Raw genomic sequence first — 22,494 nt, forward strand, 5'->3', positions numbered from 1 at the left:
TCCCCAACGGCACCCATGGCATCGGCGCCCTGGCTGAAGGCGCGGCCGTCCCCGACGTGGGATCAAGCGGGCCGGTGCGCTGGGCTCGCGGTGGAGGTCAGGAACGGTTTGAGGGCTGCCAGCATCTCCTCGGGGGCCTCTTCGGCCGGGTAGTGGCCGCAGTCGGGGATGATCACGCTTTGCACGTCGTCGGCGGCGAGCCGCATGGTCTTTTCGACCAGGTCGCCGGAGTTGCCCGCTCCGGCGATCGCCAGGACGGGAACGGTCAGCCGCCGGGCCTTGCGCCGCTGGTTCTGCGCGATGGTGGTGTCGAGCGCGCGGTAGAACGCGAAGCTGGCGCGCAGCGCGTCGGGGTCGGACGCGAGGGGGCCGACGTAGTGTTCGACGGCGTGGTCGGGGAGCTTGCGCACGGCCTTGGTGGCGAACTGGTGCCCGAAGAAGACGCGCTCCTTGCCCTGGACGAGCAGCTCGTTCAGCTCGGTGAGGCGGTTGAAGGCGAAGTGCCAGAGGCGGTCGTTGGCCTGGGCGCCGTGGAAGAGCGGCGGTGAGGGGGACAGGCCGGGGATGGCGGCCTCGGCGACGGCCAGGCGGTCGAGCCGCTCGGGGTGGTCGGCGGCCAGCGCGTAGCCGGTCCACATGCCGACGTCGTGACCGACCATGGAGAAGCGCTGGTGCCCGAGCGCGGTCATCAGCGCCACCATGTCGGCGGCGAGGGTGCCGGTGTCGTAGCCGTCCTGTGGTTTGTCCGACAGCCCGACGCCGCGCGGGTCGACCGCGACGACGTGGAAGTCGGCGGCCAGCGCGGGCATGAGCAGACGCCAGGCGTACCAGCTCTGCGGCCAGCCCGCCAGCAGTAGCAGCGCGGGTCCCCGGCCGCCGGTGACCGCGTGCAGGCGCACGTCGCCTGTGTCGACGTAGCGGCTGGTGAAGGTGTCGGTGAAACCGGGCGGCAGGTACGGGGCTCCGGTGACCGAGCCGGGGCCTTCGGGCATGGCTGCGTTCACGGCGTTCCCTTCTGGTGGGTGATGCGGCCGCGTCAGGCGGCGGCCGGGGTGGGACGCTTCAGCGCCGAGGCGAGCGTGGTGGCCACGACGGCGGCCGACAGCAGCAGCGTCGCCAGGTTCTCGTTGAGCGCCTGGTCGAGGAGTCCCAGCGCCAGCGTCGGGACGATCGATCCGGTGTAGGCGGCCAGGAAGTAGGTGGACAGAAGGTCCGCCCGACGTTGCGGGTCGGCCAGCCGCTGGGTGACGGCGATGCCGCTGCGGAACACCAGCCCGATACCGGCGCCCGCCAGGATCGTGCCGCCGACGAACAGCGGCAGCGACCGGGTCCACAGCGCGGTCTGGACGGCGGCGACGCCCGCGATGAGCAACAGCGGCGCCGGCCGGTGGCTGGACAGCCACCGCGCCGGGGCGGCGACCTGGGAGACCAGGGCGATCAGGAACAGCAGCCCGATCTGCGCGCCGATGGCGGCGATGTTGTGGACGTGCAGCCGGTCGTGCAGGAAGCCGGGCACCAGGGAGGAGAACAGGCCGCCGACCGCGAACGCGGCGAGGACGGCCGCGGCGGCCCGCCAGAACTCCGGCCTCCCCGCGTCCCGGGCCGGTACGGTCGGCCGGCGCACGGCCAGGGCGGGCCGTCCCCGGACCACGACGGTCTCGGGCGTGATCGCGACGGCGAGAAGCGCGGGCGCCAGCGTCGCCAGGTAGGCCCAGAAGACCAGGTGGGTGGGGTCGGCGCCGTACTGGGCGAACACGCCGGCCACGACGGCGCCGAGCCCCAGCCCGCCCAAGTTCGCCGCGGTGGACACGATCGAGGCGCGTCGCACGTCGCCGTCGGCGAGCTCGTTCAGCGCCGCGGTGGCGGTGGAGTTGGACACCCCGGCGGCCAGACCGCACAGGAACCGCGCCGCCAGCAGCGTCCCGACGTCCCGGGCGACCAGGAACAGCGCGGTGCTCGCGGCGGCCGACAGCAAGCCGGCCGCCAGCAGCGGTCGGCGTCCCGCGCGATCGGACAGGGGCGCGAACATCATCAGCGCCAGCACCGTTCCCAGCGCGTAGACGGCGAAGACCAGCGTGGTGGTGAAGGGCCCGAAACCCATCTGCGGCGCCCAGAACGCGTACAGCGGAATCGGCAGGGTGCCGCCCAGCATGACCAGGGCGTACACCGCTGCCACGAGCCAGAACCCGATGCGGACGCGACGGCCGCCGCGGTTCTGCGAATCGATTTCGGGAGCGATGTCTTGGATCACAGTGGTTCTCCCTTGCGAGTACGTCCAGCACGCTATGCCATGTTGGACTGAACAGTCAAAGATAGTTTTACCGTTCAGTCCAACATGGCGGTAGAATCGCGGCGGGTACCGAGAATCCGGGAGGTGCGGCATGTCAGGCCGCAAGCAGTTCGACGTCGGCGCCGCCCTGGACCAGGCGATGCGCGTGTTCTGGCAGCGCGGGTACACCGACGCCTCGCTCGACGCGCTAGGCGCCGCCACCGGCCTGGGCCGCGGCTCGATCTACGGCTCGTTCGGCGGCAAGGACGCCCTGTTCCGCCAGTGCCTCGACCGCTACGCCTCCACCTACGGCGCCCGGTACGAGGAGGCGCTCGCAGCGCACTCCGACGATCCGGTGCGCGCGGTCGAAGCGTTCCTGGACGTCGTGCTGGCGCGCATCGCCGACCCGTCGGTTCCTGCGGGGTGCCTCATCGCCCAGTCCGCCGCACAGTCGGCGATCCTCGGCCAGGAGAGCGTCGGCCATGTGCGCGCCCTCCTCGACGCCCAGCGCCGACGGGTCCGCGCGGCGCTGGCGGCCGCACCGGCCGATCCCCACGTCCTGGACGAGCTGGCCACGTACGTCGTCGCCATCAACCAGTCGCTGGCCGTGCTCAGCCGCGCCGGCGCCTCCGACGCCGAACTGCGTTCCGTGGCCCGGCTCGCCTGCACAACGGTGGCCGACACCCTCACCCGCGCGGCGGCGGACGAGGCCGCAGGCAGCTGAACGACGATCTCCGCGCCGACCGCTGTCCGAGATTTCCTTGCTCCCTGGTGTGCGCCGCCCTCGTCGGATCAGGGAATGGCGGGGTCCATAGCAGAGACCAACCTGGACCGGCAGCTCTGTTGGGAGCGGCCGGATCGGGGCCGGGCCGGCGTGGTGGGCCGCCTGCGCTGAGCGGCGGGTGGACCGCGTTCAGGGCCGAGGGGTGAGCGCGTCCTCCAACGCCGCCCGCGCGCCGCGCAGGGCGAGGCGGAGCTGGTCCGGTGTGCGGCGGACCTGGGCCAGCAGGAGGCCGCCCTGGATTGCGGCCATGGTGAGGTCGGCCAGCTCCGTCACGTCCACGTCCGGGCGCAGCTCGCCCGACTCCTGCATCCGGCGCAGACCCGAGATGAGGGGGGCCTCCCAGCGCGCGAAGGCGTCCACGAACGCCTGCCGGGTGAGGTCGTCGCGGCCGCTGAGCTGGCTGGCCAACGAGCCGATCGCGCAGCCGCCGACCGCGTCCTGCCGCGTTCCGTTGGCCACGATCGCGTCGAACCAGCGGTCGATGCCGGCCATCGAGTCGACCTCCAGGAGCAGCGGTTCCTGCGCGGCCAACACCTTGTCCACGGTGGTGTGGACCACGGAGCGGATGAGGTCGTCCCGGTCGTCGAAGTAGTGGTAGAGCTGGCTGCGGCCGACCCCCGCGGCGCGTTCGACATCGTCCAGCGTCACCGCCGCGACGCCACGCCGCTCGATGAGGTCCGCCGCCGAATCAAGGATGCGCTCTCGGGTCGCGCGCCCCCGCGCGGTGGTCGGTGTGCGTCCCACGGCCCCTCCCCCATGTTCTGTACCTCACAGTACACCAGTTCTGTACTTCCTGATACAGTCTGCCGCAGACCTTCTGTACTGAGCGATACAGCCCGGCGGCGAGGTGGAAGAAGAAGCGTGCCCCTCGTCCACACCACGGGGTGCCCCAGCGTCGGCGCTTCGCGCCCGCGACCACGGTCGGCGCCATCGCCGCCCCTCTCCGTCCCGCACGACCGAAAGGAAGGCCATGTCCCTCTACCGACCCACCGGGCTGCGGCGGCGCGCCGCCACGCTCGGCCTCGCCGCCCTGCTCGGCGCGCTCGCCGCGGCCCCGGCGGCCTTCGCCGCCCCGGACCCGACCGCGGTCTCGACCACCACCCCGACACACCCAGACCGCACAGCCGGCGCCCGCCTGGGCGACGTGCGCGTCCTCGCCCACTTCGACCGGGCCGCGGGCCAGGTCGCCGAGAGCATCGCCTTGGAGCCCGGCGGCGGCGTGGTCATCGGCATGATCCCCGCCCGCCAGGTGGTGCGGGTCGCGCGGGACGGGGCCCTTCAGGTACTCGCCACCATGCCGCTACCTCAGGATGGCGGCGGCACCACCCCGGTCATCGGGACCCCCGTGGTCACCGGGGTCGCCCGGTCGGACAGCGGCGCCGTGTACTTCCTCTACTCCTCCGGGCAGGGCGGGCTGACCGGGATCTGGCAGCTCCCTCCCTCCGGCAAGCCCCGGCTCGTCGTGCCGCTGCCCGCCGACACCTTCCCGAACGCACTGGTCATCGACGGTAGGCGGAACCGCTTCCTGGTCACCGACTCCACCGGCGGGCGCATCTGGCAGGCCCCGCTGAGCGGCGGCAAGGCCTCGGTGTGGTCGGCGGACCCGGCCCTGGCGCCCGCCGGCTTCTTCGGCGCCAACGGCATGAAGATCCACGACGGTGCCGTGTGGGCGACCAACTCCGACCACGGCACCATCGTCCGCATCCCGGTGACCAAGGACGGCGGCTCCGGCCGCGCCGAGGTCCGGGCCACGGGGCTGGAGGGCATCGACGACTTCGACTTCACCGGTCGGGGCAGCGAGATCCTCGCCGCGATCAACCAGAGCAGCAAGCTCGTGCGCGTGGGCGCGGACGGCGCCCACGAGACCCTGCTGGACGCCGATGACGGCATGCAGGGGACCACGGCCGTCATTGTTCGAGGAAACCGCGTTTATGTGACCAACGGCGCGAACCTCGCCGGAAACGACCCGACCCTGATGCTCGCAAAGCTGCAGCGGCGCTGACGCACCCGCGCGGGTTCCCGCGACGCCATCCCGACCCTCGCGTTCGAACAGCCGTTTCCCGGTGTGGTCGTACTTGAGGTGGTCGCCACCCTCGAAGTTCCAGGTCGGCTCGAGCCGTTGGGTCACCGCCAGCTCTGCCGTATGCCCTGGGAGCTAGTGCGATGACCACTTACGTTCACCGGGTCTGGTGACACGCCGACCGATGTCCGTGGTGGCGATGTCTGCGGGCCTCACTCTCGATGGTGACGTGATCGCTGTCGAGGTGAGGTGCGTGGATGGCGGAGCCGGTGAGAAAGCGGCGGCCACGACGCGTCCGGTCAGGCTGGGACGCCCGCTCACGCACTGGAGCGTCCGCACGCTCGCCGGCTGGACTGTGAGGGAACCGGCGCGACCAGGGCGTCGACCCGGTCGCGATGGGCCAGCGCGGCGGTCACGAACGACGCGACCAGCGGCCGGCGGTCCCGCTCGTTCCAGGCGAGGACGAGGCGGCTGAGCGGCGCATCGGTCACCGGGACGCACACCAGGCCGTCCGGGGGCGGTGAGACCAGCGAGCGGGGGAGCACTCCGATCATCCGGCCCAACGCGATCATGTGGAGCAGCTGGACCACGTCGGCGACCTCGGGTCCGGTGCCGTCGCCGCCCGGCACCCCCTTCCAACGCGGGAGCGTCTCACCCTCCAGATCGGACATTCGCACCTCAGCCCGTCCGGCCAGCCGGTGACCGGACGGGACGATGACCACGCGGTTCTCGACGATCAGCGGCTCGTGGGCGAGGCCGACGAGATCGTCGAACGGCGCGTAGAGGAGGCCGACGTCGGCCCGCCCGTCGCGCAGGAAGTCGGCGCGGTCGGCGGGCCCGCTGAACAGGATGTCCACCCTGCGGGCGTCGGGCTGGTGGGCGTACTCGCCCAGGATCCCCGACAGCAGGCCGGCATCGCCGCCGGGCTTGAGCACGAGCCGCAGGTGATCCTGGGCGACGCCGGCGCGCCGGGCGTTCCGGACGGCGGCGCTGACCGCGTTGAGCGCGTGCCGCCCGTGTTCCTGCAGCGCCGCCCCGGCCGGCGTGAGCTCGACGCGCCGGCTGGAACGCACGAACAGCGGGACGCCGAGCCGGGTCTCGATACGCCGGATCGCCTTCGACAGCGCCGGCTGGGCGATCGAGAGCCGGTCGGCGGCCCGGCCGAAGTGCAGCTCGTCGGCGACCGCGATGAAGTACTCCAGCTCGCGGGTCTCCAGTTCACTCATTCCCACAGGTTATCGCCGGTGAGCGAACCGGTCTTGGACACCCGCGGCGCACACCTCGAGAATCGGCACATGGTTACCCACACAATGATCGTTGCCTTCGATCGTCCCGTACCTGACACCGAGCTCGATCAATATCTCTCGGACATCGAACGGGCCATGCTGGACACCGGCCTCGCGCAGTCGGTCGCGGCGCGGCGCCACATCCCCGTCCCCGGCGAGGAGGCCATTCCGGCACTGATCGCCACCGCGATCGTGCAGGTCGCCGTGGCCGACACCGACGCGCTGGCGAAGGCGTTCGCCGAGCCCGGCCTGCACGAGGTCATCGAGCACTGGCAGGCACGGCACCCGTACAAGGTCGCCTGGGCGAACCACGAGCCGCTGGCATGAGCGACGTTTCCGGGAAGGCGGGGCTGGTCACCGGCGCCGGCAGCGGTATCGGCCGCGCGACGGCGCTGGCCTGGCCCGCGGCGCAGCGGTCGCCGTGCTCGACATCGACGGCAGCGCGGCCGCCGAGACCCCCGAGATGATCAAGAAGAGCGGCGGGAAGCGCCCACGCTGATCGTCGACATCGCCGACGAACGCTGCGTGCGGGCAGCCATCGAGCGCACAACCGACAGTGATGCCGCCGCGCGCTGAACCAGGCGACTGCGCCCTCACCGGCCTCAAAAGTCCCAAGGCCCACCCGGCAACCAGGGACAGGCTGCGCTGTACCGTTGAGAGATACAGATGAGCCCCCACTGCTTGTTGCAGGGGGGCTCATTCCGTCACTGTGATGTGATGACCCGTTCACCACCAGCGTGTTTCCAGCGGGTCGCCCCCTGGAAACGACAAGGAGCAGCGGCCCACACCTGCGGCCACTCGCCCAGCCCCGAAAGGCACGCCCCCCAGGGCAGGCCCAACGGGCGTTCCACAGGCTCGCCCCTGGGAAAACGACAAGAAGCAGCGGCCCACAGCCGCGGCCACTCGCCCAGCCCCGAAAGGCACGCCCCCCAGGGCAGGCCCAACGGGCGTTCCACAGGGTCGGCCCTGCGAAAACGACAAGAAGCAGCGGCCCACGCGGGCCCTCGCCCCAGCCCCCAGAGGCACGCCCCCCAGGGCGGGCCCGACGGGGGTTCCACAGGCTCGCCCGGTGGGAAAACAACAAGAAGCAGCGGCCCACAGCCGCGGCCACTCGCCCAGCCCCGAAAGGCACGCCCGCCAGGGCGGGCCCGACGGGGGTTCCAGGGGGTCGCCCCCTGGGAGAAACGACGAGGAGCAGCGGCCCACGCATTCCGTGGGCACACTGCTCCCAGCTCCGAGTGGGCGAGGAGGGATTTGAACCCTCACGTCCTTGCGGACACACGGACCTGAACCGTGCGCGTCTGCCGTTCCGCCACCCGCCCGGGTGCGGCCCCCTCTCGGGGGGTGCTCGAAAAGGCTAGCACGGTCTCGGGAGTGGTTAGGTATCCAGATACTTCGAGCGAACCTTCGCACCGATACGATCGTCTACCAGTGGGGAAGGGAGGTGCCCGTGGGCGTCATTCAGCGCTTCGAGCGACGGCTGGAGGGCATGGTCGAAGGTGCCTTCGCCCGGGCCTTCAAGTCGGAGCTGCAGCCGGTCGAGGTGGCCAGCGCTGTGCAGCGCGAGATGGACGACCGCGCCGCCATCGTGGCGGCTGGACGCACCCTGGTGCCGAACGACTTCGTCGTCGAGATCTCCGAGCAGGACGGGCAGCGGCTCCAGGTGTACGCCGACAGCCTGAGCCAGGAGCTGGCGAACCTGGCCCGTGAGTACGCCAAGGAGCAGGGGTACTCCTTCGTCGGGCCGGTGCGCGTCCGGTTCGAGAACGCCGGGGACCTGGCCACGGGCATGTTCCGGATCCGGTCCGGCGTCATCCGCGGCTCCACCGTGGAGGGTGGAGAGATCCGCCGCCCGGTGAGCGACGTGCCGCAGGGGAGGGGCGGGGCGTTCGCGGGCCGGCCGCGGCTGCTGGTCACCACGGCGGTGGAGGGCGGCGACGCCACCCAGCGCACCTATGAGATCAATACGCCGGTGACCCTGCTGGGTCGCGGCACCGACTGCGATCTGCGCCTGGTCGACCCCGGCGTGTCCCGCCACCATGCCGAGATCCGCGTAGAAGGTCCCGAAGTCGTGCTGGTGGATCTAGGGTCGACGAACGGCTCCTTCGTGAACGGTCAGCCGATCCGGCGGGTCACGCTCGTCGACGGTTCGCGGGTCACGATGGGGCGGACAACCCTGGTCTTCCGCCGCGATAGGGAGTAGCCCCGACTCCGATGTCCGAATTCACCCTCACGCTGATCAAGCTGGCGTTCCTCGCGGTGCTCTGGCTGTTCGTCATCGCGGCCGTCGGCGTGATCCGGGCCGACCTGTTCGGTTCCAAGGCCGCCGCCCGCGCGGCCCAGCCGCCGCAGCGGGCCGCCCGGCAGTCCAGACCGCCGCGGGCACAGCGCAGCAACGCGCCGACCAAGCTGGTGGTCGTCCAGGGCGAGCGGGCCGGCACCGTCATCGACCTGACGGGGGTGCCGATCAGCATCGGCCGGGCGAATGACTCCACGCTCGTGGTGACCGACGACTACGCTTCGAGCCGGCATGCCCGACTTTACGCGCAGGACGGTCAGTGGATCGTGGAAGATCTCGGCTCGACCAACGGGACCTACCTCGGGCGCACGAAGGTGAGCCGGCCGATGCCGGTTCCGCCGGGCGTACCGATCCGTATCGGCAAGACGGTGATCGAGCTGCGCAAATGACTCTGGGAATTCGCTACGCCGCGCGGTCCGACGTCGGCATGCTGCGCGAGGGCAACGAGGACTCGGCGTACGCGGGCGCCCATCTGCTCGCCGTTGCCGACGGAATGGGCGGGCACGTCGGCGGCGAGATCGCCAGTGCCGCCGCCATCGCCGAGCTGCGCAAGCTCGACAAGGAGCTGCCGGCCAACGAGCTGCTGGCGGCGCTTGAGCACACGGTCAAGGCGGCCAACGAGAACCTGCACCACATCGTCGAGTCGGACCCGGCGCTGCAGGGCATGGGCACGACGCTGACGGCGATGCTGTGGGCGGGCAACCAGGTGGCGCTGGTCCACATCGGCGACTCGCGGGCGTACCTGCTGCGCGACGGGAGCCTGTTCCAGATCACCCACGACCACACGCTGGTGCAGTCGCTGGTGGACGAGGGCCGGATCAGCCCCGACGAGGCGGCCTCGCATCCGCAGCGTTCGCTGCTGCTGCGCGCGCTGGACGGCCGGGGCGAGGTCGACCCCGACCTGTCGCTGCGCGAGGCCAAGGTCGGCGACCGTTACCTGCTGTGCTCGGACGGGCTGTCCAGCGTGGTCACCGCCGAGACGATCTTCCAGGTGCTGACCGACATCGACGATCCCGAGCAGGCCGTCCGGCAGCTGATCGACCTGGCCAACCGGGGCGGCGGGCCGGACAACATCACGTGCGTGGTGGCGGACGTCGTCGACCTGGGGCAGCAGCCGCCTCCGCCCGGCCCCGGCCATGCCGTGGGCGCCGCGGCCACGGCCCGTCCGCCGGATCTGCCGGGCGGTCCCGGCACGACGCAGCCCGCTCCGCCGGCGCCCGGCCAGGGGCCCGAGGGCGGCGCCGACACTCCGGCGAGCCGGGCGGCGCAGCTGCGCGACACGATGCCGCAGCCGCCGGTGGCGGTGGACGAGATGCCGCCCCCGCAGCCCGCGCCGATGCCGATGGGGCAGCCGATGCCGGGCGGGCCAGGTGGCCCCGGCGGGCCTGGAGGGCCGGGTGCGCCGGGCGGGCCGCCGGACGTGATGGCCCCGCCGGAGGCCCCGGCCCGGGGACGCCGCCGCGGCCCGCGACGCTGGACGTGGCTGATCGTGACCGCCGGGGTGGCCGTGGTGGGGCTGGCCGCCGTGGGGTTCGTGGGCCTGCAGTCGGTGCGCAACGGCTACTACATCGGCGAGGAGAACGGGCAGGTCGTGTTGTTCCGCGGCACCACGCAGGAGGTGCCGGGGCTGAACCTGTCGCGCAAGGCCGCCGCCAAGGAGCAGCCCAACCCGCCCATAAGGGTGGCGGACCTGCCGCAGGACAAGCAGCAGGCGGTCAAGAACACCTACAGCGTCAGCGGGCCCAAGGCCGTGCAGGACCTGCAGAACGCGGTGTGCAAGTACTCGCTGCGCGACCAGGACGGCAAGGTCGTCATCGTCCAGGGGGCGGGCCAGAAGAACTGCCGTGAGCAGACGATCGCCGACAGCGCCGTCAACCTCAGCGAACTTCCGGAGAGCGACGCGACCGGCGTCCGCCAGGGGTCCTTCGCGTTCGTGGGCCGGGCGCAGGCCGAGAAGAAGCTCGGCGATCTGGAGAGGCGCCGCGACGCCTGCCGTACCGGCAGCCCGAGGATCCAGGACTGCCCGGCCAACGGGGGTAAGTCGTAGATGAACCAGCTCGGGGAGCAGATCCGCCGCCAGCTGCCGTACCAGCGGCGCAACGCGGCGGCGCTGGCGCTGCTCATCTTCGCGATGGTGCTGACGCTGTCGGCGTTCGCGGAGGTGGGCCTGGCCCGTGACGGGCAGATCCCCGCCGGGCTGTTCGGGTACGGCGGCGGCCTGGTGGTGCTGGCGCTGGCCGCCTACTTCGTGCAGGCCAAGTTCGCGCCGTACGCCGATCCGCTGCTGCTGCCGCTGGCGGTGGCGCTGAACGGGCTCGGCCTGGCCATGATCTACCGGCTGGACCTGGACACCAGCGCCGACCGCAAGGCCGCGGCCGCCGCGGGCCGGCAGGTGCTCAAGGACGCCGCCGACGCCCCGTCCCAGCTGATGTGGACCTTCGTCGGCATCGCGCTGTTCGTCGCCGCGATACTGATCATGCGGGACACCAGCCGGACCGACGCGCCGCTGTCGTTCACTCCCAAGACCGCCCAGCGCTACACCTACCTGATCGGCCTGGGCGCGATCATCCTGCTGCTGCTGCCGATCGTGCCGGGCATCGGCGCGGAGATCAACGGCGCCCGCGTGTGGATCAACGTGGGCGGGTTCTCGGTGCAGCCGGGCGAGTTCGCCAAGCTGATGCTGGTGGTCTTCTTCGCCGGGTATCTGGTGAACAAGCGGCAGGCCATGTCGCTGATCGGCAAGAAGATCGGGCCGCTTAGCCTGCCCCGGGCCCGTGACCTGGGCCCGATCATGGTGATCTGGGTCTTCTGCCTGGGCGTGCTGTTCATGCAGAAGGACCTGGGCACCGCGCTGCTGTACTTCGGCCTGTTCGTGTCGATGCTCTACATCGCCACGCAGCGGGTGTCGTGGGTGCTGATCGGTGTCGGGCTGCTGGCGGCGGGCGTGTTCATCGCGACGCTGCTGCCGTTCATGGGCCACGTCAACCAGCGCATCGACATCTGGCAGAACCCCAAGCCGTACTTCGACGGCGGCTGCATGCTGGAGAGCGGCAAGGTCGAGCCGGTCAACCCCGAAACCGAGATCTCCAAGCAGTACGAGGCGGAGCTCGAGCGCAAGGCCGACGAGTACGAGCGGGCGGGGCAGACCGAGAAGGCCGACCAGACCCGCCTCATCGCCCCCGGCTGGTACGCCTGCAGCAAGCTGGGCGGCGAGTACTCCGACAGCGCTCAGTTGATGAACGGGCTGTTCGCGCTCGGCGAGGGAGGGGTGCTGGGCGCCGGCCTGGGCCAGGGCGAGCCGTGGCGCACCCCCCTGTCGTTCAGCGACTTCATCTTCGACTCGATGGGCGAGGAGCTCGGGCTGACCGGGCTGATGGCGCTGCTGCTGATGTACGCGTTGATCGTGCAGCGCGGCATGAAGACGGCGATCGCCGCCCGCGACCCGTTCCTGAAGCTGTTCGCCGGCGGTGTGTCGTTCGTGCTGGCGCTGCAGGTGTTCGTGATCGTCGGAGGCGTCACCCGGCTGATCCCGCTGACCGGTCTGACCACGCCGTTCCTGTCGCAGGGCGGCTCGTCGCTGATGGCCAACTGGATCCTGATCGCCATCCTGGTCCGGATGAGCCACGACGCGCGCAAGCCGGCGCCGCAGGCGATCCAGGACGAGGGCATGACCCAGATCGTGAGCACGAGGTGATCCCGCACCGATGACCAGCGAAGCCGCCCCCGTCCCCGACACCGAGCGGAGCGTCGCCCGATGAACATGGACAAGCCGCTGCGCCGGGTCGCGATCTTCGGGTTGCTGCTGTTCTTCGGCCTGATGGCGCAGGTCAACTACGTGCAGGGCAGCCAGGCCGATGACCTGCGCTCCGACGAGAACAACCGCCGCAAGTTCGCCGAGGTGTTCAACTCGCCGCGCGGGCAGATCATCGCCGGCGGGCAGGTGATCGCGCAGTCCGACCCGACCGGCAAGGAGAACCCCAAGTACGGCCGCACGTACAAGAACGGCCCTGTGTACTCTCCGGTCACCGGCTACTTCAACGGCGGCGCGTCCAAGGTGGAGCTGGCCTACAACTCGCTGCTGGGCGGCACCGACAAGCGGATCACGCACCAGCGCTGGTTCGACGCGTTCATCGGCAAGAAGGCCGAGGGCGCCAACGTGGAGCTGGCGCTGAACACCGAGGCGCAGCAGGTGGCCTACCAGCGGCTGCGGGCCAGCACCAGCCGCCGGGCCGGGGCCGCGGTGATCGACATCAAGACTGGCGCGGTGCAGGTGCTGGCGTCCTACCCCTCGTACGACCCGAACGAGGTGGCGCCGCAGAAGGGCCAGAAGGGCGGCCAGCGGCTGACCGAGCTGGACAACGCCAAGGGCGTCATCAAGCCGCTGATCGACAACGCGATGAGCCAGACGTTCCCGCCCGGCTCGTCGTTCAAGACGATCACCGCGGCGATCGCCATGGAGCAGATGGGCCTCAACAGCGGCTCGGTCGTCAACACCGGCCCGCTGATCCTGCCCGAGTCGAACAAGCCGCTGCCGAACTCGCACGACACCGGCGAGTGCGCCGGACGGGCCTCGCTGCGCGGTGCGTTCGCCGAGTCCTGCAACACCACGTTCGGCGAGCTGGCGATGAAGATGGGCATCGAGAGGCTCAACCAGGGCGCCACCAAGTTCGGCTTCAACCGCAAGTTCGAGATCGAGCCGGACGTCAGCCCCGCCGAGAGCGACGTTCCGGTGTCGGTGCGGAACCTGGAGACCGGGGAGATGATCCGGACCGGCCAGGACGGCACCGCCCGCTCGGGCATCGGGCAGGAGAACGTGCGGGCCACCCCGCTGCAGATGGCGATGGTCGCCGCCGCGGTCGCCAACGACGGCAAGATCATGAAGCCGTACCTGGTGCAGACCGTGCGGGCCAAGGACCAGAGCGAGCTGTACAGCGCGCAGCCGCAGGAGTACTCGCAGGCCATCAAGTCCGACACCGCCGAGCAGCTGGCCGACATGATGCGCGCGGTGGTCACCGAGGGCACGGCCAAGAACCTGCAGCCGTACAACATCGCCGGTAAGACCGGCACCGCCGAGCAGGGCGACGGCAACCCCAACGCGCGGTGGTTCGTCGGGTTCGCCCCGATGAGCAAGCCCCGGTACGCCTTCGCTGTCGTCACCGAGGGTTCGGGCGACGGCGCCACCAACGCCGGCCCGGTGGCGGGGGCGATCATGGCCCAGGTGTTGAAGAAGTGAGTCCCGATCTCGTCCTGAACGACCGGTACCGGCTGGTGCAGCCGGTCGCCACCGGGGGGATGGGCGAGGTCTGGACGGCCCGCGACGAGCGGACGGGCCGCGACGTCGCGGTGAAGCTGCTGCGCGAGGACCTGCCGGCGGACGTGGCGGCGCGTGAGCGGTTCACGGCCGAGGCCCGGTACGCGGCGGCGCTGCGGCACGAGGGCATCGCGCGGGTGTACGACCACGGCGCCCACCGCGGCCGGGCGTACCTGGTGATGGAGCTGGTGCCGGGGGAGCCGCTGTCGGCGGTGCTGGCGCGGGTGGGCAGGCTCACCGCCTGGCGCACGCTCGACCTGGTGGCGCAGACCGCGCGGGCGCTGGCCGCGGCGCACCGCGCCGGGATCGTGCACCGCGACGTCAAGCCCGGCAACCTGCTGGTGACCGCGGACGGCACCGTGAAGATCACCGACTTCGGGATCGCGCGCGGCCCCGAGCCGGCCGGGGTGACGGCGGCGGGGCGGGTGATGGGCTCGGTCCGCTACCTGTCGCCCGAGCAGGCCACCGGGCAGGAGCTGACCCCGGCGGTCGACCTGTACGCGCTGGGTGTGGTGGCCTTCGAGTGCCTGGCGGGCCGGGTGCCGTTCGACGGGGACACGACGGTCGACATCGCGCTCAAGCACGTCCGGGAGGCGCCGCCGCGGCTGCCGGACGACGTTCCGGCGGACGTGCGGGCGCTGGTGTTCGCGCTGCTGGCCAAGGAGCCGGCCGAGCGGTTCGGCGGTGACGCGGACCGGGTGGCCGAGCGGGCCGCCGCGCTCCGCGACGCCCTGCCGCCGCCGGCCCCGCCGGCCGCCGCGTCAGGGACCGCCCCGGAGACCCCACCGGACATTTCAGGCAATCCGGACGATCCATCCCCCCTGCCGCGCGGGTCGCCAGAATTCGCCCGCGGTTCACCAAGGTTTCCCCGCGGATCGCCGGGGCGACCCGGCGATCCGCAGCGGGCGCCCGGCACGCCGACCGAATCGCCGGAATTTGACGACAGCATTACGCCCGGTAACCTGCGCGTCGGGGACATGCCGGGGCAAGGACGCACGGCACCGGCGCATCGCACCCAGGCGGGCGCACCCACCCGCGAGCCAGGTCGGCCCGGTGGGCTCGACCCGCGGGGATCCGTTCTGGCGGGGCCCGGATCCCGCGGCTTGCGGCCCCAGGGGCTTGCCTCCGCGCGGCCCGTCCGGGACGATCGTGAGCCGCGGCCAGGACCGAGGGCAACGACCCCGTACCGCAGCGCGTCCCCTTCTGAGAAGTCGACCACAGATCCGACCGGGGCGGCCCCCGGCCCCCCGAAGCCAGCACCCGCACCGACGGGGAGGACCACGACTCCGTCAACTCCGAGCCCGGATCCCTCGCACGTCCACCGCGGGGGGCTAGGTTCTGAGGACAAGGTGTAGACGTACGAGGGAAAGTGCACATATGAGTCAACCTCGGCTGCTCGGCGGCCGCTACCAGCTCGAGGGCGTCATCGGGCGCGGCGGCATGGCCGAGGTCTACCGTGCCAGAGACCTGCGTCTCGACCGCGTCGTGGCGGTCAAGACGCTGCGCTCCGACCTGGCTCGCGACCCCACCTTCCAGGCCCGCTTCCGGCGGGAGGCGCAGTCGGCCGCGTCCCTGAACCACCCGTCGATCATCGCCGTGTACGACACCGGCGAGGACACCGTCGGCGACACCTCCATCCCGTACATCGTCATGGAGTACGTCGACGGCAGCACGCTGCGCGACCTGCTGCGGGAGAACCGGGCGCTGCTGCCGGAGAAGGCGCTGGAGATCACCGACGGGATCCTGCGGGCGCTGGACTACAGCCATCGCGGCGGCATCGTGCACCGCGACATCAAGCCGGCCAACGTGATGCTGACCCGGGCCCACGAGGTCAAGGTCATGGACTTCGGCATCGCGCGGGCCATGGCCGACTCGGCCGCCACGATGACGCAGACCGCCCAGGTGATCGGGACGGCCCAGTACCTGTCGCCCGAGCAGGCCCGGGGCGAGCGGGTGGACGCGCGCAGCGACATCTATTCCACCGGCTGCGTGCTGTACGAGCTGCTGACCGGCCGGCCGCCGTTCACCGGCGACTCCCCGGTGGCCATCGCCTACCAGCACGTACGGGAGGAGCCGGTGCCGCCGTCGCAGGTGGACGCCGACATCCCGCAGTGGGCCGACGCCATCGTGCTCAAGGCGATGGCCAAGGACGCCGACCACCGCTACCAGAACGCCAACGAGTTCCGGCAGGAGATCCAGCGGGCGCTGCACGGGCAGCCGGTCGCCTCCACCGCCGCGTCCACCATGCTGATGGGCGCGCAGCCGCAGGGCACCCAGGTGATGGGCGGCGTGCCGCCGCGCACCCAGATGCACCCGCCGGCCGGCAACGGCTACGACCTGCCGCCGGTGCACTACGAGGACCCGCAGCAGCGGGGCGGCGGCGGCAAGAAGGCCGCGCTGTGGGTGGCGCTGGCGGTGGTGTTCATCGGCGGCGCCGCGCTGGTCGGCTGGGCGCTGTCGGGCCGGGGCGGCGAGGAGATCAAGCAGGTCGCCGTGCCGAGCAGCATCGTCAACCAGTCCCAGGACGAGGCCGTGGCCGCCCTCGCCCGGGTCGGGCTGAAGGTCGGCCAGACCACGGAGGAGTACAACGACGACGTCCGCCGCGGCTACGTCATCAGCACCGACCCGCGGCCGGGCACGCAGGTCGACGAGGGTTCGCCCGTCAACCTGGTGGTCTCGCGCGGCAAGAAGCCGCCGGAGCAGGTCGAGGTGCCGGACGTCGCGGGCCGCCCGTACGACGAGGCGGCGCAGATCCTGACCGGCCGCGGCTTCCGTGTCGCCCGCGACTTCGCGTCGTCGTCGGACGTGCAGCGCGGCATGGTGATCCGGACGACCCCGCCGAGCGGTTCCAAGGTCGACGCCAAGTCCCGCGTGGTGGTCGTGGTCTCGACCGGGCCGAGCCAGATCAAGCTGCCGGACCTGTACAACCAGAGCCAGCGCGCCGCCTGCAACCGCCTCAAGGGGCTGGGGCTCAAGTGCAACGTGCAGAAGCAGCCCGCCCCGCCGGACAAGCCGGTCGCCCCGGGCCAGGTGTTCGCCCAGAGCCCCGAGGCGGGTGCGACGGTCGCCCCGGGTGACACGGTGACCGTCATGGTGAACGAGCCGCCGCCGTCCAGCCCGCCCCCGGGCTCGGAGGGGCCGCCGGACGGCCACCGGCCCGACTCCGGCTGACCGACGGGCCCCGGATGCCTATCCAGGGATCCGGGGCCCTTGCTTGTGCGGAGAGAACTGTGGTCGTGGACGCCCCCGATGACCACGGGGCCAGCATGACCCGTCCGATCACCCGCCGCAACAAGAGGGTTTCAGAAAGTGAGGAATCCGGGGGCGGGGGTGGCGAGAACGTGAGAGAGGGCTTCCGCCACTCGGGGGCAATGGCGGAAGCCCTCTCGTGATGGTCTTCGGATACCGGGCCGGACGCGTTACGGGTTTCCGAAGAAATTTTTGCCTCGCACCGGCGAAGGGCTCGCCGCCACCCCGGTCACACGGTAGATGCGCAGGTGGCCAGCCAGTTCCGGAGCAGCGCGTGGCCGGATTCGGACAGCACCGACTCGGGATGGAACTGCACGCCCTCCAGCGGGCGGTGCCGGTGCCGCAGGCCCATGACCACCCCTTCGGGCGTGCGGGCGCTGATCTCCAGGACGTCGCCGGGCACGGTCGCCGGGTCGACGGCCAGCGAGTGGTAGCGGGTGGCGGCGAACGGGTCGGGCAGACCGGCCAGCACGCCGCGTCCGTCGTGGTGGATCGGGCTGGTGTGGCCGTGGACGATGCGCGGCGCCCGGGTCACCACCGCGCCGTAGGCGTGGGCGATCACCTGGTGGCCGAGGCAGACGCCCAGCAGCGGCAGGCCGCGCCGGTCGGCGTCGCGGACGAGGTCGAGGCAGACGCCGGTGTCGGCGGGGTGGCCCGGGCCGGGGCTGAGCAGCACACCGTCCACGTCGCGGGCGTCGCCAGGGAGCACGTCCGAGCGGTCCTTGACCACGCAGTCGGCGCCCAGCTGCAGCAGGTACTGGACGATGTTGAACACGAAGCTGTCGTGGTTGTCCACGACGAGAATGCGCACGCTCTTATTGTCGCAGGTCAGCGGCCCGTAGAGGCGGGGGCGGAGGGGGTGGCCCCGTCGACGACGCCGCGGTCGAACTGCACCTTGGGTTCCAGCCAGGGGAACACGACGTACCACAGCAGCAGGACGGCCGCGGCGGCGAGCGCGAGGGCGGCGAGCGCCTTGGTCCGCAGCCGCTCGCCGGGCAAATGCCGCCAGATCCAGGCGTACATCGCGGAATCCTCCAGGGTCAGTCGCCGGCCTGCGGGCTGGTGGGGGCGGTGACGCGCGCCCGCGTCTCGACCAGCCGCCCGAAGACGATCATCCGTTCGGCGGCGGAGTACTTGGGATGGCAGGTGGTCAGGGTGATCAGCCGTTCGGTGGGACGGCGCCGCGGGTGGTTCGGCACCGGCGCGATCACCTCCACGTCGTCGGGCTTGACGATCTGGCGTCCGGTGACCTGGTAGACGAACTGGCGGTGGCGGGTGTCGATGAGGATGCGGTCGCCGCGGCGCAGCTCGCCGATGCGGTTGAACGGGGCCGAGTAGGTGGTGCGGTGCCCGGACACGACGAAGTTGCCGACCTCCCCCGGCATGGCCGTGCCCGGGTAGTGGCCGGGCCCCTTGCGCAGGTCGGACAGCTCCACGCCCTCGATGACGACGTACCGGTACTTGCTGCCGAGCCTGGGGATGCGGATCATGGCCAGGCCGCTGCCGAGCTTGACCTTCTCGGTGGTGACCGGCGGCGCCTGCCACGACTTCGCCAGTTCCTCGCCCAGCCGGTCCTGCTGCTCGCGGGTGTAGCGGCCGGTCCCCCACAGGCTGTAGACGACGAACAGCAGCAGGACCAGACCCCCGGTGATGCACAGCTCCCCCAGGCCACGGATCATCGTCCGCACCGCGCGTCGTCCCCCCTCGCTGCTCGTCGGGTCGCCGTCCCGCGGTCGCCGCCCGGCTAGGGGCCCGCGTACGGCGGCACCGTGGCGTGCTTCATGGTCACGTTGCCGGTGAAGGCGGGCAGTTCCACACGGCGCAGCGTCCGCACCGTGTAGCCCAGCCCGTACTCGCGCACGTACCGGCGGTAGACCGCGATCTCGGGCGAGTCGTCGAGCGCGGCCCGCAGCCGGTCGGGGTCGCCGACCGCGGTGACGCGGAACGGCGGCGAGTACACGACCCCCTGGAGGATCAGGGTATTGCCCACGCACCGCACGGCGCTGGTGGAGATCACCCGCTGGTCCATGATCTGCATGCCGGTGGCGCCGCCCGCCCACAGCGCGTTCACCACGGCCTGCACGTCGGCCTGGTGAACGACCAGGTCGTCGGGGCTGGTCCCGCGCGGCAGGTCGCCGGACTCGGGCTGCGGCGCGTCGTCCAGCGTCACCCGCACGCCCCGGCCGCGCAGCGGGGTGAAGCCGGACGCGGCGGCCAGCCGGTCGGCCCCCGCCTGGGCGTCCTTGACCCGCGTGTCGTGCCGTCCGGCCTGCCGGGACGCCCGGTCGACCTCGTCGCGCAGCCGCCGGTACTCGGCGCGTTCCCGGTCGCCGCGGCGCTGCTCTGCGATGATCAATTCGGTCAGCCGGGTACGGCCGGTGTCGCGCAGGTCGGTGCCGCGGGACGTGCTCGCCCCGGCTGCGAACAGGGTTCCGGACAGGACTGTCAGGAGCGGGAGGATGCTTCGCCACGCTCTACGCCGTACGCTGCTCACCAGCGACTACGCTAACCGACAAAGACCCATGTGCGGACCGGCGCTCCGGCCGCCGACCGCCCGAGGAGATCGATCCGACCGTGGCCAAGTCCAAAGTCCGCAAGAAGGCCGTCTACACGCCGCCGCAGAAGTCCAAGGCGCCCGAGGTCAGCCCGCGTTGGCTGGTCCCCACCATGATCACACTGTGGTTGCTGGGGCTGGCCTGGATCGCGACGTTCTACGTGACGGCGAGCACGGGCACCGAGCTGCCGTTGATGACCGACCTGGGCAACTGGAACCTGGGCATCGGGTTCACCGCGATCATCCTGGGCGTGATCCTGTCCACGCGCTGGCGCTGACCGTCCGCCGGTCGGCGTACGGCCGCGTCCGGTCACGTTGTCCACAGGCGTAAGGCCCGCGGCACGGAGTTGTCCCCAGGTTTTCCACAACCTTCGTGCGTTCCGTCGTGGCCGGACGCGGCCAATCCTGGCTGCCGCACGCCCAGGGACACCCGCCGGCGCCGCAGCGCCGCGAGCGAACGCAGGCGCCGCGGACCGCGGTGGTGTGCTCGGTGGCGTTACAGCAGCATGCCGCCGGAGGTCAGTTCCGCGGTCTTGACCGCGACCAGGATGGCGAGCACCGCCAGGACGGCCACCGGAGCCGCGATGTGCACCGCCCCGCGGACGCGGTCGGGCGCGTAGGCGTAGGCCGCCGCCAGGACCCCGCCGGTGACCAGGCCGCCGACGTGGCCCTGCCAGGAGATCCCCGGCACCGCGAAGGTGATCACCAGGTTGATCACCAGCAGGAACACGATCGGCCCGACCTGGCCGCCGAGCCGCCGTCCGATCACGAAGTACGCGGCGAACAGGCCGAAGATGGCGCCGGACGCGCCCACCGCGCCCTCGGTCGGCGCCTGCAGGTAGAGCAGCACCGACCCGCCCAGGCCCGACAGCAGGTACAGCGCCAGGAACCGCCAGCGGCCCAGCACCTGCTCCAGCGCCGGGCCGATCGCCCACAGCGCCCACATGTTGAACAGGATGTGGGTGATGCTGAACGAGCCGCCGCCCGGCCGCTGGTGCAGGAACATCGAGGTGACCAGGCGGTACCACTCGCCCTCGGCCACCCCGATCATCCGCCCCGTGCGCCCGATGCCCTGGCCGACCATCATGAAGTCCCACACGACCCGCAGGGACGCCAGCTCCGCCAGGTAGACCAGCGCGCAGATGCCGATGAGCGTGTAGGTCACCACGGGCGTCGCCGAACCGGACGCGCGGGCGCCCAGCGTGGTGCGGGGTTGGCGGACGCCCCGGTTCCCCTCGGCCACGCACTCGACGCACTGGTGCCCCACGGCCGCGTCCCGCATGCACTCGGGGCAGATGAAGCGGTCGCACCGGGTGCAGCGGACGTAGGTCTCCCGTCCCGGATGCCGGTAGCAGGTCGGTACCGGCGTCCCGGATCCGGACGCGAGGTTGGGGTCTGTGCTCATTCAGCGGCTCCGCGGGCCTGTGCGTGGGCTCTCACATGTACTACGACTGGCGGCGCTCGATCGTCACCGACTGGATGACGACGTCCTCGCGCGGCTTGTCGTTGGGGCCGGTGGGGACCTTGGAGATGCGGTCCACCACGTCCGTGCCCTGGATGACCTTGCCGAAGATGGTGTGCCGGCCGGTCAGGTGCTGGGTGTGGGCGACGTTGGTGGTGATGAAGAACTGCGAGCCGTTGGTGTTCGGCCCGGCGTTGGCCATCGCCAGCAGGTACGGCCGGTCGAACTTCAGCGACGGGTGGAACTCGTCCTCGAACTCGTAGCCGGGTCCGCCGATGCCGCGGCCCAGCGGGTCGCCGCCCTGGATCATGAAGTTCTCGATGACCCGGTGGAAGATCGTGCCGTTGTAGAGCGGGGTGCCGGTCTGGATCTCCCCGGTCTCGGGGTGCCGCCAGGTCTTGGTGCCCTCGGCCAGCCCGACGAAGTTCTCCACGGTCTTGGGCGCCTTGTCGGGGTACAGCTGGATCACGATCGGGCCGAGCGACGTCTGCAGCGTCGCGAAGATCTCCTCCGCCATGGCGGGGCCTCCTCGTCGTCGAGTCGGGAAGTATGTCGGATCGGTGCGTTCGACGCGTTCGCACACGTCGAGTGCGGTCACACACGCGGCCTGCTCACCCTGCGTGACGCTTCGGACGCGCGAACGGGGTTTACCCCCCGCCTCCTGGGAAGGGTGCCGACAGGACCTCGCAAACAGGGAGGTTAGCGTGTCCCTAAAGATGAGCATTCGCCGCAGGCCGCGAGAAGTGGCAATCTCGCGGTTGGAGCGTATGCAGGAGGCGTGCCGGCAGGGCGCGTTGCTGTGCCGGCAGGGTGCCTCCGGCGCCACCGAGCGGATCGTTCCGGCGGCGCGCCAGACGCGTGACATCGCCGCCGAGCGTGTGCTCGTCGCGCGCGAATGGAGCGCGCCCCGGCTGGAACAGGCCGCCGGGTACGTGGAGACGGGTCTGGCCCCGCGCGTGAGCTCGTTCCTCACCGAGGTCGCCCACCGGGTGGAGCCGCCCCGCCGCCACCGGCGCGGCCGCAACGCCGCCCTGATGACGGTGGCCGGTGTGGCCGCCGTGGGCGTGGCGGGTGCGCTGCTGACGCGGCGCGGCGTCACGCGCAGTGCGATGGACGAGCTCAGCGGGTCGCAGTCGCAGCACCAGTCGTCGTCCGACGGCCAGGTGCACACGTCCTAGCGCCGGGGGAGTCCCCCCACAGCGTGGTGAGGGCCCGGCCGTCCGGCCGGGCCCTCACCTTGAGCTGGGCCTTCCGTCGCGG

22 protein-coding genes and 1 tRNA gene are annotated in these 22,494 nt (G+C 71.4%); 12 read left to right on the forward strand and 11 right to left on the reverse strand.

The annotated features are described in order from the left end of the window. Positions 1–62: 62 nt before the first annotated feature. On the reverse strand, positions 63–1,004 hold the full coding sequence (locus tag ABZ801_RS02165) for an alpha/beta hydrolase (protein ID WP_360691615.1): 942 nt from the start codon (positions 1,002–1,004) through the stop codon (positions 63–65). Between the two features lie 32 nt (positions 1,005–1,036). Continuing rightward, positions 1,037–2,251: an MFS transporter gene (locus ABZ801_RS02170; protein ID WP_360691618.1), complete on the reverse strand. Its 1,215-nt coding sequence runs from the start codon at positions 2,249–2,251 to the stop codon at positions 1,037–1,039. A gap of 130 nt (positions 2,252–2,381) precedes the next feature. Here ABZ801_RS02170 and ABZ801_RS02175 point away from each other — a divergent pair, with 130 nt between their 5' ends. Next, positions 2,382–2,993, forward strand: coding sequence for a TetR/AcrR family transcriptional regulator (locus ABZ801_RS02175; protein WP_360691621.1), 612 nt, complete (start codon positions 2,382–2,384; stop codon positions 2,991–2,993). 189 nt (positions 2,994–3,182) lie between these two features. On the opposite strand, the gene ABZ801_RS02180 is transcribed toward ABZ801_RS02175, so the two are convergent. Next, positions 3,183–3,797 (reverse strand): TetR/AcrR family transcriptional regulator, encoded by a 615-nt coding sequence (locus tag ABZ801_RS02180; protein ID WP_360691624.1) that lies wholly within the window; start codon positions 3,795–3,797, stop codon positions 3,183–3,185. Between the two features lie 226 nt (positions 3,798–4,023). Between ABZ801_RS02180 and ABZ801_RS02185 the strand changes: the two genes are divergently transcribed. Further along, positions 4,024–5,055, forward strand: a complete 1,032-nt coding sequence (locus tag ABZ801_RS02185) for a hypothetical protein (protein WP_360691627.1) — start codon at positions 4,024–4,026, stop codon at positions 5,053–5,055. Positions 5,056–5,390: 335 nt separating this feature from the next. Here the strand turns inward: ABZ801_RS02185 and ABZ801_RS02190 are convergent, their stop codons facing one another. Beyond that, positions 5,391–6,299 carry a LysR family transcriptional regulator gene (locus ABZ801_RS02190; protein WP_360691630.1) on the reverse strand — a complete coding sequence of 303 codons (909 nt, stop codon included), beginning with the start codon at positions 6,297–6,299 and terminating at the stop codon, positions 5,391–5,393. A gap of 69 nt (positions 6,300–6,368) precedes the next feature. On the opposite strand from ABZ801_RS02190, the gene ABZ801_RS02195 reads away from it, so the two are divergent. Next, a complete protein-coding gene (locus ABZ801_RS02195; protein WP_344942071.1) occupies positions 6,369–6,686 on the forward strand; it encodes a hypothetical protein in 318 nt (105 codons plus the stop codon). 912 nt (positions 6,687–7,598) lie between these two features. Here the strand turns inward: ABZ801_RS02195 and ABZ801_RS02200 are convergent. Next, positions 7,599–7,681, reverse strand: a tRNA-Leu gene (locus tag ABZ801_RS02200). Between the two features lie 128 nt (positions 7,682–7,809). Between ABZ801_RS02200 and ABZ801_RS02205 the strand changes: the two genes are divergently transcribed. Genes ABZ801_RS02205 through pknB form a run of 7 tightly spaced genes read left to right on the forward strand, consistent with a single transcriptional unit; the run spans position 7,810 to position 17,140 of the window. Further along, the gene (locus tag ABZ801_RS02205; protein WP_344942074.1) at positions 7,810–8,562 is read left to right on the forward strand and encodes a DUF3662 and FHA domain-containing protein; all 753 of its coding nucleotides are present in this window, start codon (positions 7,810–7,812) and stop codon (positions 8,560–8,562) included. A gap of 11 nt (positions 8,563–8,573) precedes the next feature. Continuing rightward, entirely contained in the window at positions 8,574–9,047 is a 474-nt protein-coding gene (locus ABZ801_RS02210; protein WP_344942077.1) for an FHA domain-containing protein, read from the forward strand. Then, positions 9,044–10,705, forward strand: a complete 1,662-nt coding sequence (locus tag ABZ801_RS02215; RefSeq protein ID WP_344942080.1) for a Stp1/IreP family PP2C-type Ser/Thr phosphatase — start codon at positions 9,044–9,046, stop codon at positions 10,703–10,705. The genes ABZ801_RS02210 and ABZ801_RS02215 overlap by 4 nt, the downstream gene beginning before the upstream one ends. Then, a complete protein-coding gene (locus ABZ801_RS02220) occupies positions 10,706–12,352 on the forward strand; it encodes an FtsW/RodA/SpoVE family cell cycle protein (RefSeq protein WP_360691636.1) in 1,647 nt (548 codons plus the stop codon). It abuts the gene before it with no gap. A 60-nt stretch (positions 12,353–12,412) separates the two neighbouring features. After that, the gene (locus tag ABZ801_RS02225) at positions 12,413–13,891 is read left to right on the forward strand and encodes a penicillin-binding transpeptidase domain-containing protein (protein ID WP_360691639.1); all 1,479 of its coding nucleotides are present in this window, start codon (positions 12,413–12,415) and stop codon (positions 13,889–13,891) included. Continuing rightward, positions 13,888–15,324 (forward strand): protein kinase, encoded by a 1,437-nt coding sequence (locus ABZ801_RS02230; RefSeq protein WP_360691642.1) that lies wholly within the window; start codon positions 13,888–13,890, stop codon positions 15,322–15,324. Before ABZ801_RS02225 ends, ABZ801_RS02230 begins: the two co-directional genes overlap by 4 nt. Positions 15,325–15,346: 22 nt before the next feature. Continuing rightward, complete coding sequence (gene pknB / locus ABZ801_RS02235; RefSeq protein ID WP_360691645.1) at positions 15,347–17,140, forward strand: Stk1 family PASTA domain-containing Ser/Thr kinase; 1,794 nt, start codon at positions 15,347–15,349, stop codon at positions 17,138–17,140. 307 nt (positions 17,141–17,447) lie between these two features. Here the strand turns inward: pknB and ABZ801_RS02240 are convergent, their stop codons facing one another. From ABZ801_RS02240 to ABZ801_RS02255, 4 genes are all read right to left on the reverse strand, one after another. Next, a complete protein-coding gene (locus tag ABZ801_RS02240) occupies positions 17,448–18,029 on the reverse strand; it encodes a gamma-glutamyl-gamma-aminobutyrate hydrolase family protein (protein ID WP_360691647.1) in 582 nt (193 codons plus the stop codon). A gap of 17 nt (positions 18,030–18,046) precedes the next feature. After that, positions 18,047–18,241: a hypothetical protein gene (locus tag ABZ801_RS02245; RefSeq protein ID WP_360691650.1), complete on the reverse strand. Its 195-nt coding sequence runs from the start codon at positions 18,239–18,241 to the stop codon at positions 18,047–18,049. Between the two features lie 17 nt (positions 18,242–18,258). Continuing rightward, positions 18,259–18,897, reverse strand: a complete 639-nt coding sequence (locus ABZ801_RS02250) for a class E sortase (protein ID WP_344942100.1) — start codon at positions 18,895–18,897, stop codon at positions 18,259–18,261. A 65-nt stretch (positions 18,898–18,962) separates the two neighbouring features. After that, complete coding sequence (locus tag ABZ801_RS02255) at positions 18,963–19,712, reverse strand: DUF881 domain-containing protein (RefSeq protein WP_344942103.1); 750 nt, start codon at positions 19,710–19,712, stop codon at positions 18,963–18,965. Between the two features lie 80 nt (positions 19,713–19,792). Here ABZ801_RS02255 and ABZ801_RS02260 point away from each other — a divergent pair, with 80 nt between their 5' ends. Further along, complete coding sequence (locus tag ABZ801_RS02260) at positions 19,793–20,050, forward strand: cell division protein CrgA (RefSeq protein WP_344942106.1); 258 nt, start codon at positions 19,793–19,795, stop codon at positions 20,048–20,050. Positions 20,051–20,268: 218 nt separating this feature from the next. Here ABZ801_RS02260 and ABZ801_RS02265 read toward each other — a convergent pair whose 3' ends face one another. Then, the gene (locus ABZ801_RS02265) at positions 20,269–21,177 is read right to left on the reverse strand and encodes a rhomboid family intramembrane serine protease (RefSeq protein ID WP_344942109.1); all 909 of its coding nucleotides are present in this window, start codon (positions 21,175–21,177) and stop codon (positions 20,269–20,271) included. A 40-nt stretch (positions 21,178–21,217) separates the two neighbouring features. After that, positions 21,218–21,751: a peptidylprolyl isomerase gene (locus tag ABZ801_RS02270; RefSeq protein WP_344942112.1), complete on the reverse strand. Its 534-nt coding sequence runs from the start codon at positions 21,749–21,751 to the stop codon at positions 21,218–21,220. Between the two features lie 241 nt (positions 21,752–21,992). Here ABZ801_RS02270 and ABZ801_RS02275 point away from each other — a divergent pair, with 241 nt between their 5' ends. Beyond that, the gene (locus ABZ801_RS02275) at positions 21,993–22,412 is read left to right on the forward strand and encodes a hypothetical protein (protein WP_344942115.1); all 420 of its coding nucleotides are present in this window, start codon (positions 21,993–21,995) and stop codon (positions 22,410–22,412) included. Positions 22,413–22,494 lie beyond the last annotated feature (82 nt).

It is taken from the genome of Actinomadura sp. NPDC047616 (assembly GCF_040642915.1).
In the GTDB taxonomy this organism is placed as follows: domain Bacteria; phylum Actinomycetota; class Actinomycetes; order Streptosporangiales; family Streptosporangiaceae; genus Spirillospora; species Spirillospora miaoliensis.

Excerpts from the sequence above, each read along its gene's own strand:
- ABZ801_RS02175 (WP_360691621.1), top strand. The coding sequence starts at position 2,382 with ATGTCAGGCCGCAAGCAGTTCGACGTCGGCGCCGCCCTGGACCAGGCG.
- ABZ801_RS02185 (WP_360691627.1), top strand. The coding sequence starts at position 4,024 with ATGTCCCTCTACCGACCCACCGGGCTGCGGCGGCGCGCCGCCACGCTC.
- ABZ801_RS02190 (WP_360691630.1), bottom strand. The coding sequence starts at position 6,299 with ATGAGTGAACTGGAGACCCGCGAGCTGGAGTACTTCATCGCGGTCGCC.
- ABZ801_RS02195 (WP_344942071.1), top strand. The coding sequence starts at position 6,369 with ATGGTTACCCACACAATGATCGTTGCCTTCGATCGTCCCGTACCTGAC.
- ABZ801_RS02210 (WP_344942077.1), top strand. The coding sequence starts at position 8,574 with ATGTCCGAATTCACCCTCACGCTGATCAAGCTGGCGTTCCTCGCGGTG.
- ABZ801_RS02215 (WP_344942080.1), top strand. The coding sequence starts at position 9,044 with ATGACTCTGGGAATTCGCTACGCCGCGCGGTCCGACGTCGGCATGCTG.
- ABZ801_RS02220 (WP_360691636.1), top strand. The coding sequence starts at position 10,706 with ATGAACCAGCTCGGGGAGCAGATCCGCCGCCAGCTGCCGTACCAGCGG.
- ABZ801_RS02225 (WP_360691639.1), top strand. The coding sequence starts at position 12,413 with ATGAACATGGACAAGCCGCTGCGCCGGGTCGCGATCTTCGGGTTGCTG.
- pknB (WP_360691645.1), top strand. The coding sequence starts at position 15,347 with ATGAGTCAACCTCGGCTGCTCGGCGGCCGCTACCAGCTCGAGGGCGTC.
- ABZ801_RS02245 (WP_360691650.1), bottom strand. The coding sequence starts at position 18,241 with ATGTACGCCTGGATCTGGCGGCATTTGCCCGGCGAGCGGCTGCGGACC.
- ABZ801_RS02250 (WP_344942100.1), bottom strand. The coding sequence starts at position 18,897 with ATGATCCGTGGCCTGGGGGAGCTGTGCATCACCGGGGGTCTGGTCCTG.
- ABZ801_RS02265 (WP_344942109.1), bottom strand. The coding sequence starts at position 21,177 with ATGAGCACAGACCCCAACCTCGCGTCCGGATCCGGGACGCCGGTACCG.
- ABZ801_RS02270 (WP_344942112.1), bottom strand. The coding sequence starts at position 21,751 with ATGGCGGAGGAGATCTTCGCGACGCTGCAGACGTCGCTCGGCCCGATC.